11 protein-coding genes and 1 pseudogene are annotated in these 12,552 nt (G+C 64.8%); 1 reads left to right on the top strand and 11 read right to left on the bottom strand.

Going from position 1 to position 12,552, the window contains the following annotated elements:
• Window positions 1-83: 83 nt before the first annotated feature.
• From murB to OW493_RS01160, 9 genes and pseudogenes are all read right to left on the bottom strand, one after another.
• Entirely contained in the window at window positions 84-1,145 is a 1,062-nt protein-coding gene (murB, locus tag OW493_RS01200; RefSeq protein ID WP_289862904.1) for a UDP-N-acetylmuramate dehydrogenase, read from the bottom strand.
• On the bottom strand, window positions 1,142-1,684 hold the full coding sequence (locus tag OW493_RS01195) for a low molecular weight protein-tyrosine-phosphatase (RefSeq protein WP_289862901.1): 543 nt from the start codon (window positions 1,682-1,684) through the stop codon (window positions 1,142-1,144). The genes murB and OW493_RS01195 overlap by 4 nt, the downstream gene beginning before the upstream one ends.
• Complete coding sequence (gene kdsB, locus OW493_RS01190) at window positions 1,677-2,483, bottom strand: 3-deoxy-manno-octulosonate cytidylyltransferase (RefSeq protein ID WP_289862899.1); 807 nt, start codon at window positions 2,481-2,483, stop codon at window positions 1,677-1,679. The genes OW493_RS01195 and kdsB overlap by 8 nt, the downstream gene beginning before the upstream one ends.
• Complete coding sequence (locus tag OW493_RS01185) at window positions 2,483-2,677, bottom strand: Trm112 family protein (protein WP_077372055.1); 195 nt, start codon at window positions 2,675-2,677, stop codon at window positions 2,483-2,485. The genes kdsB and OW493_RS01185 overlap by 1 nt, the downstream gene beginning before the upstream one ends.
• Window positions 2,678-2,729: 52 nt before the next feature.
• Window positions 2,730-3,719 carry a tetraacyldisaccharide 4'-kinase gene (gene lpxK, locus OW493_RS01180; protein ID WP_077372052.1) on the bottom strand — a complete coding sequence of 330 codons (990 nt, stop codon included), beginning with the start codon at window positions 3,717-3,719 and terminating at the stop codon, window positions 2,730-2,732.
• Window positions 3,716-5,464, bottom strand: coding sequence for a lipid A export permease/ATP-binding protein MsbA (gene msbA, locus OW493_RS01175; protein WP_254696427.1), 1,749 nt, complete (start codon window positions 5,462-5,464; stop codon window positions 3,716-3,718). The genes lpxK and msbA overlap by 4 nt, the downstream gene beginning before the upstream one ends.
• A gap of 28 nt (window positions 5,465-5,492) precedes the next feature.
• Window positions 5,493-5,918, bottom strand: a complete 426-nt coding sequence (locus OW493_RS01170) for a biopolymer transporter ExbD (protein ID WP_077372047.1) — start codon at window positions 5,916-5,918, stop codon at window positions 5,493-5,495.
• A gap of 170 nt (window positions 5,919-6,088) precedes the next feature.
• A pseudogene (locus OW493_RS01165) lies at window positions 6,089-6,697 on the bottom strand (MotA/TolQ/ExbB proton channel family protein); the annotation flags it as partial.
• 120 nt (window positions 6,698-6,817) lie between these two features.
• On the bottom strand, window positions 6,818-9,655 hold the full coding sequence (locus OW493_RS01160; protein WP_289862895.1) for a ComEC/Rec2 family competence protein: 2,838 nt from the start codon (window positions 9,653-9,655) through the stop codon (window positions 6,818-6,820).
• A gap of 168 nt (window positions 9,656-9,823) precedes the next feature.
• On the opposite strand from OW493_RS01160, the gene OW493_RS01155 reads away from it, so the two are divergent.
• A complete protein-coding gene (locus OW493_RS01155; protein ID WP_077372037.1) occupies window positions 9,824-10,405 on the top strand; it encodes a DUF2062 domain-containing protein in 582 nt (193 codons plus the stop codon).
• Between the two features lie 105 nt (window positions 10,406-10,510).
• On the opposite strand, the gene OW493_RS01150 is transcribed toward OW493_RS01155, so the two are convergent.
• The gene (locus tag OW493_RS01150) at window positions 10,511-11,233 is read right to left on the bottom strand and encodes an ATP-binding cassette domain-containing protein (protein WP_077372034.1); all 723 of its coding nucleotides are present in this window, start codon (window positions 11,231-11,233) and stop codon (window positions 10,511-10,513) included.
• Window positions 11,234-11,285: 52 nt separating this feature from the next.
• A complete protein-coding gene (locus OW493_RS01145; RefSeq protein WP_077373141.1) occupies window positions 11,286-12,530 on the bottom strand; it encodes a lipoprotein-releasing ABC transporter permease subunit in 1,245 nt (414 codons plus the stop codon).
• Window positions 12,531-12,552: the final 22 nt, after the last annotated feature.

The raw sequence follows: 12,552 nt of genomic DNA, 5'->3' as shown, positions 1-12,552 counted from the left end.
GATTGACCCGTCACGAAAAAGCCCCGCAGAGTGATCTGCGGGGCTTTTTCGTGACGGAATACCTTCGACAAACCGACCAACCGTCAGGAAGGCGTCGCGGCCATCTCTCCCAGTACGCGCGGTTCCTGCTCCAGCCAGACCCCGAAGCGCGCATGAACGCTCTCACGCACCTCCTGTGCCAGCGCCAGCAGCTCCGAGACCTGCCCGCCCCCAAAGTGAACCAGCACCAGCGCCTGGCGATCATGCACGCCGACATAACCCCGACGTGCCCCCTTGAGGCCACATTGGTCGATCAGCCAGCCGGCCGCCAGTTTCACGCTGCCATCGGCCTGCGGGTAGTGCGGCAAGGTCGGATGATGCGCCAACAGCTCGCGAGCCTCGTCGGCGGCAAGCTGAGGGTTCTTGAAGAAGCTTCCCGCATTGCCGAGCACCGCAGGGTCCGGCAGCTTTTCACTGCGCGTGGCAATCACGGCATTCGCCACGCTCAATGGCGTGATGGCCTCCCCTTGCGGTGTGGCGGCATTGACGCGCTGAGCGAGGTCCCCATAGGCGAGTTGCGGTGTCGCTTCACGCGTCACCACGAACTCCAGGCGAGTGATCAGGACGCGATGCTCAAGCGACCCCTTGAAGAGACTGTCACGGTAGCCGAAGGCGCACTCCTCGCGACTCAGCCAGCGCGTGCTGCCATCCTCCAGCGACATGACTTCCAGTCGCAGCAGATGGTCGGCCAGCTCGACACCATAGGCACCGATGTTCTGGATCGGGGCTGCGCCACAGCAGCCGGGAATCAAGGCCAGATTCTCATAGCCCCACCAGCCAGCTGTCGCCAGCTCCATCACCAGGGCGTGCCAGCGCTTGCCCGCCTCGACACTCACGGTGGCGGTTCTGCCATCCGCTGCCGGCGTGATCGTCATGGCCTCGAAGGCCGGGCGCATCACATGGGCATCCAGCCAGGGCAGCAACACCAGATTGCTGCCCCCACCGATCACCACCAGACGCTCATCGGCCGCACGCGAGTCCAGAATCTGGCGACGCGCCTCGGCCACGCTGCGTGGCTCACTGAAGGTACGTGCGGTGGCGGCAAAGCCCAGGGTATTGCAGGCCGTCAGTGATGCTCTCGTCGATGACTTGTCGGGCGCCATCATGAAGGGGCCCGCGTGACAGGTGGCAGGGCATCGATCAATGCCTCACAGGCGATGTCGATCAGGTCCAGCACCTGCTCGAAGGCCGCAGGCCCCCCGGCATAGGGGTCCGGCACTTCGCGACTGCCTCGCGCCGGAGCCGGCAGCGGCGTCGGCAGCAGGTCCAGCAGACGGCCAAGCAGTGCCGGACTGTCCTGAGGTGCCAGACGCCGCGCGTCACTCAGGTTGGCATCATCCATCACCAGGATCAGATCGACGTCATAAAAGTCCTGCACGCACAGCTGGCGGGCGCGCAGGCCACTGATGTCGTACCCACGCTCAGCCGCATGCGCGATGGCACGTGAATCCGGCGGAGCACCCACATGCCAGTCACTGGTACCACAGCTGTCGACCTCGATGAGCTCATCCAGCCCATGGCGTGCCAGCGCGGCACGCAGTACGCCTTCCGCGCTGGGGGAGCGACAGATATTGCCCAGACAGACCATCAGAATTCGTCTGACCGGCGGTCTGCGCGCCGCTATCCGCTCAAGCAACTCACTCATCACCGACCTCTTGCGTCAGCCAGTCACGCACGCGCTCGAGATCTTCCTGGGTATCCACACCGGCAGGATGGGAGGTGCAGGCGATGGCGACCTGAATCGCATGACCATGATGCAGTGCGCGCAATTGCTCGAGCTGCTCGAGCTGCTCCAGCGGCGCCGGCAGCCAATCGACATATTCGCTCAGAAAGCTGGCGCGATAGGCGTAGAGACCGATATGGCGCAACCAGGAGTCGGTGGCCAGCACGGTCGGCGGCGTGGTGAAGTGCTCCCGATCCCACGGCAGCGGTGCGCGCGAGAAGTACAGCGCGCGACCACGCAGATCACGCACCACCTTGACCACATTGGGATTGAACAGGCTATCGACACTGGTGATGGGCTCGGCCAGGGTCGCGATGGAAGCCCCCTCGTCTTCCTCGAGACGCAAGGTGACCTGATCGATCAGCGCGGCAGGCAACAGCGGCTCATCTCCCTGCACGTTGACGACCAGCGTCTCGGGAGCCAGTGCCAGCCGCTCGACCACTTCCGCGAGACGATCGGTGCCACTGGGGTGATCGGCACGAGTCATCACGACCTCGGCACCGAAGCCCTCACAGACGGTGCGGATACGCTCGTCGTCCGTGGCGATCACCACACGGCTTGCCTGACTGGCACAGGCATTGCGCCAGACATGCTCGATCATCGGCCGACCATGGATGTCCGCCAACGGCTTGCCGGGCAGGCGCGAGGAGTTGAAGCGCGCCGGAATCACCACCACGGCGCCACGACCTGTCACATCACTGCTGTGCGCCACATCGCTCATCAGCCGCGACTCCCCTTGAGCTTCTCGTCGGCATCCATCACGCGCGCTTCTTCTTCCAGCATAACGGGGATGCCGTCACGCACGGGATAGGCCAGTCCATCATAGAAGCACTTGAGCTCGGCATTCGCCGCATCATAGGTCAGCTTGGCCTGACAAAGCGGGCAGACCAGCAGCGCGAGCAATTCCTTGTCCATCGAGACATCTCCGGGATAACAGCTAATAAGAAAGAAACAATCGGTCAGTCGCTCACAGCGCCTCGAGGCGGTTGGCGAGCCAATCCACCAGCGCCTGATCCGGACGCGCCTCGACATCCAGTGCCCAGCAACGCTCGTTGGCGAAGCGGCGACACTTCACGGCATCCTTGGCCGTCATCACCACCGGCAGGTTGTCGGAAAAGCGCAGATCCGTCGGCGTGAAGCGATGATGGTCCGCCAGGGGATGGGGCTGATGCTCCACCCCCAGATTGGTCAAGGTACGGAAGAAACGCTGTGGATTGCCGATACCGGCCAGTGCATGCACCGAGCCACTGAATGGCTGATGAGTGGCGGGATAACGCACATCATCGATCAGATGGCGCCAATGGACCGGCGTCAGCGTCATGCAATGTGATTCCACCGGCAGACGGGTGCAGTCGATCACCCCATTGGAGATCACAGCATCGACACTCGCCAGCCGTGACAGCGGCTCCCGCAGGGGGCCCGCCGGCAGGCACCGCTGATTGCCGAAGGCGCGCTCGCCATCCACCACCACCAGCTCGATGTCGCGCCCCAGCGCATGGTGCTGCAAGCCGTCATCGGAGAGCAGGATGTCGCACCCCGCCGCGATCAGACGACGCGCGGCACTGGGACGGTCCGGGTCCACCGCCACCGGCAGGCCGGTCTGCTGAGCCAGCATCACCGGCTCATCACCGGCATGCTGCGGGTCCGTATCGGCCTGGACATACAGCGGGTAACGCGGCGCGTGGCCACCATAGCCCCGTGAGATGATGCCCGGGCGCCAGCCCTGCTCGCTCAACCAACGGCCGAGCCAGGCCACCAGCGGCGACTTGCCGGTTCCACCGACGGTGATGTTGCCGATCACGATCACCGGCACCGGCGCCTTCCAGACCTCACGCTTGCCAGTGAGATAGGCCTCACGTCGGCGTGCCACCACCCCTTTATAGACATGCTCCAGCGGACGTAACAGATGGAGCCAGGCGGCGCCCCGATACCAGGCGTCTACCAGTCGTTCACTCATGCGTCAGCCGTCTCCCGGAACTGGATGCGATGCAGGGCGGCGTAGGCCCCTTCCTGAGCGATCAACGCTTCATGCGTACCGTCTTCGATGATCTCGCCGTCATCCATCACCAGGATGCGATCCGCCTTCTCGATGGTGGACAGGCGGTGCGCGATGACGAAGGTGGTACGGCCCTGACAGACTTCCTCCAGCGCCCGCTGGATGTAGCGTTCCGACTCGGTGTCCAGTGCCGAGGTGGCCTCATCGAGCACCAGAATCGGCGAATCCTTGTAGATGGCACGCGCGATGGCGATGCGCTGACGCTGCCCTCCCGAGAGCATGATGCCGTTGTCACCGACGATGGTGTCATAGCCCTGACTCATGCGTTCGATGAACTCGTGGGCATAGGCGGCGCGCGCCGCCTCCTCGACCCGCTGGACATCCGCTTCCCCGGTGCCGTAGGCGATATTGGCGGTGAGGTTGGCATTGAACAGCGTCACGTTCTGGGAGACCAGCGCGATCTGCTGGCGCATCGGGCGCAGCTTGTAGTCCTCGATGGCCACGTCGTCGATCAGGATGCGGCCCGTGGTAGGCGAGTAGAACCGTGGCAGCAGGCTCATCAGCGTCGACTTGCCGGAACCTGAGCGCCCGACGATGGCCACCATCTGTCCGGCCTCCACTTCCAGATCGATGCCCTTGAGCACATCCGGCTGGTTGTCGGCGTAGCGGAAGTGGACGTTGTCGAAGCGCACCCGACCCGCCAGGCGACCGTCCGGAACCACGTTGCCGTTGTCGGGCTCCGCGGGCATGTCGAGCAGCCCGAACAGCTCCTCGGATGCCGCCATGCCCTTCTGGATCTCGCCGTTGACCTCGGTCAGCTGACGCACCGGCTTGGCCATCATCGAGGCCGCGGTGATGAAGCCGACGAATTCACCCGCCGACATGCCAGCCATCAATTCCGGCGCCATCGCCAGCCACACCAGGGTCGCCAGTGCCACGGCGATCAACAGCTGGATCACCGGCGTGGCGGTGGCCTTGGTCAACGCCTCCTTCATCTTCTGCTCGCGGTTGTACTCACTGACCGCAGCGAAGCGCGCCTTCTCGTAATCTTCCGCACCGTGGGTGCGGACCACCCGATGCCCGGACAGCGCCTCGGATGCCACATGGGTGACCTCCCCCATCGAGCCCTGGATACGCTTGGAGAGCTTGCGGAAGCGCTTGCTGGCATAGCTGACCACCCAGCCGATCAGCGGCGTGACCGCGATGAATACCAGCGTGAGTTTCCAGTTGGTCCAGAACAGATAGCTCAGCAGACCCAGCACGAAGAAGCCTTCGCGCATGATGATGGTCAATGCCTTGGTGGCGGCGCCGGTGATCTGCTCCACGTGATAGGTCACGCGGGTGATCAGGTGACCGGTGGAGTTCTCGTCGAAGTAACGTCCCGGCAGATGCAGCATGTGGTTGAACACGGTGGTACGCAGGGTATGCACCACGTTGCGTGCCACGTCGCTCATGCAGTAGGTCCCCAGGAAGGTCCCCACACCGCGTATCGCGAACATGCCGATCACGAACAACGGCAGGAACAATCTGAACTGGGCGTCAGGATTCTGAATGCCATCGATCAGGCGCTTCATCATCTCGGCCAGCGCCGTGCTCGAGGCACCATAGATGACGTAACCCAGCACGGCAGCCAGGAACATCTTCCAGTACGGACGGACATAGCCGAGCAGGCGGCGGTAATGAATCCAGGTGGAGTCGCGACTCACGGGGTCTCCATAGACTTGAGCGGCGCCCTCATGGGGCATCCGGTGGTGATGTATCGGTCCCGGTGCGCGTACTGATGCGCACTCGGGTAATGCCCACTTCGGCGGCAGCGTCCAACGCTTTCACCACCTTCGCATGTGGCGTACGGCCATCGGCTTCGAGGATCAACCCGAAGCGATCAGCCTGGTCCTTGTGTCGTGCAAGCGCAGCCCCCAATGCTGACTCGGTGAGCGAGGTGTCACCGAGCGTGAAATCTCCCTTGGCGCCGATGGTCATGATCAGCGGCGCCTGCTCCACGGCGCTGGCCTGACTGGATTGCGGCAGAATCAGGTCCAGGGCGCGTCGACTGTCAAACGTGGTCGAGACCATGAAGAAGATCAGCAGCAGAAAGACCACGTCGATCAGCGGCGTGAGATTGACCTCGACCGATTCACGCTGGCGACGAGGAAACCTCATGACGGCCTCCCGGGCCCCACGCCTCGATCGGCGAGCGTGTCGGAGCCCGAGAGCGGATCATCCTCGTCCCGACGCATGTAGGCCGGCAGGTCTTCCGGCAGACTCTCCCTCGGCGCTGGCCCGTTGCGCTGGCCCGCGCGACGATCGAAGCCGTCATGACTCTCGGCCAGCCCCAGCTCCCCCTGATGGTGCGAGATGTACTCCACCACCTGCCCCGCCTGCTCTTCCATGGTCACGGTGATGTCTTCCACGCGACGCTGGAAATAGCGATGGAACATCAGCGCCGGAATCGCGACCGTCAGACCCGCCGCCGTGGTGACAAGCGCCTGGGAAATCCCGCCGGCCAGCTCCTGGGCACGCTCGGCGGACCCGGCGTCCACGATCACGGCGAAGACATCGATCATGCCGACCACCGTGCCCAGAAGGCCCAGCAGCGGGGTGATGGCCGCGATGGTCCCCAGAGGGCTCAGGAAGCGCTCCATGTCGTGGATCACCGCAACGGCCGATTCCTGAATGCGCGCACGCACCTGTTCATTGCCCAGGCGCGCATTGCGAAGCCCTGCCGCCAGCACCCCCCCAAGGGGCGAATGACTCTCCAACCAGTAGACATTGACCTGTCCCTGACTGATCAGTTCACACACCTCCTGTCCCAGACCGCGCGGCGCGATACGGCGCGTGCGCAACGTCCACAGACGTTCGAGGATGATGGCCAGTGCCACGACCGAACATCCCAGGATCGGGAGCATCAGCAGCCCCCCTGCGTACAAGGCTTCCAACATGTGACCTCTCCCTTGGTCTTGATGGTGCACCGTCAACGGCGCCGATCATTGTTGTCGTCATCAGGCCTGCGCGACCGCGTCCCTGGCACGCTGACAGGCAGACATTCGCCATGCCCCTGATCAATCAACGGATTTTACCCCAAGGCACTGCGTATCGATACCGGCAGCACCCCGCGCGGGAATGAGGCGCTCCGCGTCAGGGGACCACTCCCAGCGCAGCGCTCCCTCCAGGCCACTGTGCCAGACACATTGCGCATGCCGCATCAGGCGTTCGACCACCTCGTCATGCGGATGACCATGCGGATTGTAGCGTCCGGCACTGATGATCGCGTGGCGCGGTGCCAGACGCGCGAGCCAGGATTCCCCACTGCTGCTGCGACTGCCATGGTGCGCGACGACCAGCAATGGCAGCGGGCTTCCCGCCAGCCGACGCGAGAGCAGCTCCACCAGCTGGCGCTCCTCCTGCACCCCGATATCGCCACTCAGCAACGCCAGCGGACGCTCACCCCACGCGATCAGAACCACACAGGAGTGGGCATTGTCACGCCGCACCTTCCACCCGGGCGGCGGCCACAGCATCTCCAGTTTCACGGGGCGGTCGGCGAGATGGCCGAGCGTGATGCGCCGCCCTGCCTCACAGGACGCGGTCGGCACGTCCTTCAGCCAGCCCACCTGACGGTCAAGACGGCCTCTCTGTCCCTCAGGCACCCACAACTGCGCGATCTGCTCCGCTCGCAGCGCCGCCAGTCCGCCTGCATGATCGCCATCACCATGACTGATGATGACGCCCCAGGGCGCCTCGGCAGCCGTCAGCAGCTCCCCCATGCGCGGCGGCCCGAAGGCAGCACCGGGGCCGAGATCATAGAGCCAATGACGAGGAAGATCCTCCATCGTCTCAGGTGACAGCACGCGCCCCGCTACCCTGAGCGATATCGCCAGCCCCTGTCCGACGTCATGGACGGTCACGACCAACGGGGCCGCTCGCGAATCGGCAAGCCATTCGCTGTCGCGCCCTATGCGTCCTTCGCCGGCGTGGGCGCTGGACGGCCATGGCGCAGGCGGCCACAGCAGCAAGGCAAGCCCCGTCCCCCACAGCATCGCCAGGGCGGTGCACAGCCCTCTGACACGGCGCTCCAACCCCGGCACTCCACTTGCCAGCCACAGGCCGCCCAGTACCATCATCGCCATCGCTGCTGCCATGTCAGCGGACAGGGTGTCCGTCGCTGTCCGTGCGGGCCAGAGGCCATGGCGCTGCGTGACGGTCCCGAGCCACGCCATGCCATGATCCACTCGCTCGGCGAGCCACTGCCACAGCGTCCCGCTCATTCCTGCCCTTTCCGACAGCCGCAAGCCCATCGCGTCCAGCAGGGAATCGATGCCAGCCAGCCCCCAGCCCAGCATCCCCAACGGCACGACCAAGAGGGTCGCGAGCGGAGCAATGACGAGGTTCATCGGCATGGCAAGCCATGACAGCTGACCACGCCCGACCAGCAGAGCGACCCCCATCACCAGCGTCAACACCCATTGACTGCGCAGCGTGGCGCGACACCAGCCCAGCGCGCCGCGGGGGCGCTCACACCCCTGCCAGGCCAGCAGCAGCGCTGCCACGGCAAGAAACGAATACCAGGTGCCGGGTCGCCACAAGGCCAGCGGATCAAGGCCGATCACCAGCGACAACGCCAGCATCCATATCTGCCAGACGCCCAGGCCGCTGCGCCCGCTGGCCATCCACAACCCAACACTTGTCATCAGCGCCGCTCGCAGCGCCGGCGGTGCCAGCCCCGCCAGTATCGCGAAACTCCAGGCCGCCAGACACGCCAGCCACCAGGGAGCGACGCTGAAACGCCAGTCGGCAGGACGAAGACGGCGCAGGACGCCAAAGCTCACCACCAGCACCAGGCTTGCCATCAGCCCGACATGCAGCCCTGACACCACGGCGAGGTGCGTCAACCCGGTGGCATTCAAGGACTCCCAGTCATCGCGAGTCAGCGCCGAGGCACGCCCCAGCGTCAGCGCCGCCAGCCAGCGGCAGGGCGAATGCGCCCATTGGATGTCATCGCTCCGCCCTCCACAGCCCTGCCAGAGCCGCTGCTCGGCCGCCAGGCGCAACGCTGCCACCCCGCGGGGTGGTGCCAGTCGCTGTGCTCGGGCGGGGTCTCGCACGTACCCCGTCGCCACGATCCCCTCGCGCCACCACCAGCTGACCCGATCAAAACTCTGCAGCGCGTCCGGGTTGCTGGCAGCATGCGGCGGCACCAGTCTGGCGATCAGCCGCCACCGCTCCCCTGCTTGCCAGGGAACGAGAAGAGGCGAAGCTGATGATTCAGAGGCGGTACGCCGCGGCCAGTAGCGCCGCAATTGCACCCGCTGACCCTCGAGACGACGACAGGCCAGCTCACGCCCGGCGCTCGTCATGCCGGATGCGTTCACCCTGGGGGGCTTGAGCGCCTCACCTTGCTCTCCGCCTGCTTCGCCCTCAGCGCCCGAGGCTCGACAGGCTTCCACCCTGAAGACCAGACGCACCGACTCCCCCGGGGCCGGGAGCGAACGGCTGGCCTGCTCGATGCGCCCCTCCAGCCAGATATCCTCGCGCGCCAGTGCTTCGGCAAGCATGAGTGGCTGATGCGCCAGCCCGAGCAACAGCCCACCCCACAGAGCAATCCCCAGCCGCAAAACTGCCGGGCGTCGCGCGAAGGCGAGCATCACCAGCAGGCTTAACACAAGGGATGGCAGCAACAGGCTGTCTGCCATCCCGTTCAAGACATCCCCTGCGCTTTCGGGTGCGCCATCCGGCATGCGTCCCTGCCAATCGGCCGCCCACTCCCCCTGTCGCGACAGCCACACCCCGGCCACCAGACCGGCGAGCCACTGGATCAGAGCCCCCGGTGTCAGCCAGGACCCGCGAAACCGCGTGGCGTCGCTCGCGCCCACGGGCAGCTTTTCAGACGAATCGTTCAAGGAGGCAGATATCGCTCTTCATCAGGCATGACGGGGGCTGGCCTGCGTTCAGCATCATTTCAAGCACACAGGATTGCACGATGCGGGCCGCTTAACTGAGCTCACAGCATGGCAGTCCCGGGGACATGTATGGATAATGGCCGGCGTTGAATGCCAAATGGCCAAGCCATGCCTCGTCGTCTACTCAAGCGGTTCATGCCGGAACCGGATGCCCTCAGGCGCAAGAAATCCCTGCGCTTCATGCATCACCTGATCGCCGACCCCGCGTTGTGGGCGTTGTCGCGTCGAACCGTTGCCAATGCGTGCATGGTAGGCTTCTTCTGTGCCTTGCTGCCGATCCCCTTCCAGATGGTGGTGGCCGCCTTCGGCGCCTGGGCGTTGCGCTGCAACCTTGCGCTCTCGGTAGGTCTGGTGTGGATCACCAACCCGTTGACCATGCCCGTGGTCTACTACGCGACCTATCGCGTGGGCGCCTGGATGCTCGATACGCCTGCCCGGGTGATGCCGGACCAGGTCTCCGCGGCCTGGTTCGCCAACCAGCTGGAAGATATCCTGCCGGCACTTGCGCTGGGCTCGCTGGTCAGCGCGGTGGTGGTCGCCCTGCTCGCCAACGTGCTGGTCCGGCTGCTGTGGCGTTATCAGGTCGTGCGCAGCTGGCGCAGTCGCCGCAAGGCGCGTCTGGCCGCCAGGCGTTGCACCAAGGCGCAGCGGTCCGACCAGAACGCTGCCCCGGATACCGACAAGTCCTGAAGGCTGACGACGCCGCCCATGAAAAAGCCCCGCCATCTCTCGATGGCGGGGCTTTTGGCTTTCTGGCATGGCGTGAGGCAGACATCCGCCACTCAGCGGTGGAGCTCAGTCCTCGTGCAGCTTGCCGCCATCCAGGCGCAGCACACGGTGCTGGTGCGCGGCCAGCCCATTGTCGTGGGTCACGATGATGAAGGCGGCCTGCGCTTCCCGAGCGATGTCGTCCATCAGCTCCAGAATGCGCGCCGCCGTGGTCTGATCCAGGTTGCCGGTCGGTTCATCCATCAGCACCAGGCTCGGGTCCGTCACCAGCGCACGCGCGATGGCGACGCGCTGACGTTCCCCCCCGGACAGCTCGCCCGGCTTGTGATCGGCGCGCGGCGCCATGCCGACACGCTCCAGCAGCTTGCGCGCCTTGACGGCGGCCTCGGCACGCTTGTGGCCCCGGATGATCAACGGCATCGCCACATTCTCTTCGGCGCTGAATTCCGCCAGCAGATGATGGAACTGATAGACGAAGCCGATGTGCTGATTGCGGAAGCTGCCCAGCGCCGACTCACTGAGTTCGGACAGGCGCTGGCCGGCCACCTTCACGATGCCCTGACTGGGATGATCCAGCCCGCCGAGCAGATTGAGCAGCGTGGTCTTGCCGGAGCCGGAGCTGCCGACGACGGCGACCCGTTCGCCGGCGTGCACACGCAGCTCCAGTTCGTCCAGAACCTGCACCTTCTGCGGGCCTTCGTCGTAGCTGCGACTCAGGCGCTCACAGATCAACATCGGCTTGCCGTGAGCCAGGTCAGTCGCACGGGTGTCAGAAGCCGGGGTCGGCATGGCGGAGTCTCCAGCAGCAGAGCGGGATGATGCATCGGTCGATGTCGGTAGATCATTCATAGCGCAGCACCTCGGCCGGCTGGATGCGGGAAGCGCGCCAGGCCGGATAGAGTGTCGACAGGAAGCTCAGCACCAGCGCGGAGCCGATGATGACGCCCATGTCGGACAGCTCGAGACGAGACGGCAGATAGCTGATGAAGTAGACGTTGGGATCCAGGAACTGGATACCGAAGGTCGACTGCACCCAGGCGATGATGTCGGAGACGCTCAATGCCAATGCCACCCCGGCGATGGCGCCGATGATGATCCCCATCACGCCGATGGTCAGCCCCTGGACGATGAAGATGCCCATGATGCTGCCGGGCTTGGCCCCGAGGGTGCGCAGGATGGCGATGTCGGCGTGCTTGTCGGTCACCATCATCACCAGCGTCGAGACGATGTTGAAGGCTGCCACGGCGACGATCACCATCAGTAGCAGGCCGATCATGTTCTTCTCCATCTGGATGGCGGCGAACAGGTTGCCGTGGGTACGCTTCCAGTCCATGCCGCGATACTGCGGCCCCAGCTGGCTGATGATGTCACGGGTGACGGCATCGGCACTGAACAGGTCATCGAGTTTCAGGCGTACGCCCTGCACCTCGCCTTCCTTGAAGCGTGCCAGCTTGGCCATGTCCGAGATGTCGGTGTAGGCGAGACTGGCATCCACGTCCGCGCCGACCTTGAAGATGCCGGTCACCGTGAAGCGCTTGAGGCGCGGGAAGATGCCCCCGGGCGTGATGGAGGCCTCGGGCACCAGCAGCGTGACGCGATCCCCGACGCCGACCCCGAGATTGCGTGCCAGCAGCTCCCCCATCACGATGCCCCAGCTGCCCGGCGTGAGGTCTGCCAGACTTCCTTGCACCATGTGCTCACTGATGATCGAGACCTGGTCCTCCGCGGACGGATCGATACCGGTGACCAGCGCGCCCTTGTTGCGACCATTGGTGGTGAACATGCCCTGCTGCTCGATGTAGGGAGCGGCACCGACGACATGCGGCTTCTCGCGCAACATGCCGGCGAGCGTCTCCCAGTCGGTGACGCTGTCGCGCGCCTCGACCCGCACATGCGGCACCATGCCCAGTACGCGGGTACGCAATTCGTGGTCGAAGCCGTTCATGACGGACAGCACCAGAATCAGCACGGCCACGCCCAACGACAGGCCGAGCATCGAGGTCAGGGAAATGAAGGAAATGAAATGGTTACGGCGCTTGGCGCGGGTATAGCGCAGGCCGATCAGAAAGGGTAGGCGATCCAGCAGCATCGAAGTCGATTCCTTGGGT

The sequence above is a fragment of the Cobetia sp. 14N.309.X.WAT.E.A4 genome, assembly GCF_030397495.1.
Taxonomy (GTDB): domain Bacteria; phylum Pseudomonadota; class Gammaproteobacteria; order Pseudomonadales; family Halomonadaceae; genus Cobetia; species Cobetia marina.
Note: the sequence above shows the minus strand (reverse complement) of the source record. Positions and strands in the feature narration are given on the sequence as shown.

Excerpts from the sequence above, each read along its gene's own strand:
- OW493_RS01155 (WP_077372037.1), top strand. The coding sequence starts at position 9,824 with ATGCCTCGTCGTCTACTCAAGCGGTTCATGCCGGAACCGGATGCCCTC.
- OW493_RS01185 (WP_077372055.1), bottom strand. The coding sequence starts at position 2,677 with ATGGACAAGGAATTGCTCGCGCTGCTGGTCTGCCCGCTTTGTCAGGCC.
- OW493_RS01150 (WP_077372034.1), bottom strand. The coding sequence starts at position 11,233 with ATGCCGACCCCGGCTTCTGACACCCGTGCGACTGACCTGGCTCACGGC.
- lpxK (WP_077372052.1), bottom strand. The coding sequence starts at position 3,719 with ATGAGTGAACGACTGGTAGACGCCTGGTATCGGGGCGCCGCCTGGCTC.
- kdsB (WP_289862899.1), bottom strand. The coding sequence starts at position 2,483 with ATGAGCGATGTGGCGCACAGCAGTGATGTGACAGGTCGTGGCGCCGTG.
- murB (WP_289862904.1), bottom strand. The coding sequence starts at position 1,145 with ATGATGGCGCCCGACAAGTCATCGACGAGAGCATCACTGACGGCCTGC.
- OW493_RS01170 (WP_077372047.1), bottom strand. The coding sequence starts at position 5,918 with ATGAGGTTTCCTCGTCGCCAGCGTGAATCGGTCGAGGTCAATCTCACG.
- OW493_RS01195 (WP_289862901.1), bottom strand. The coding sequence starts at position 1,684 with ATGAGTGAGTTGCTTGAGCGGATAGCGGCGCGCAGACCGCCGGTCAGA.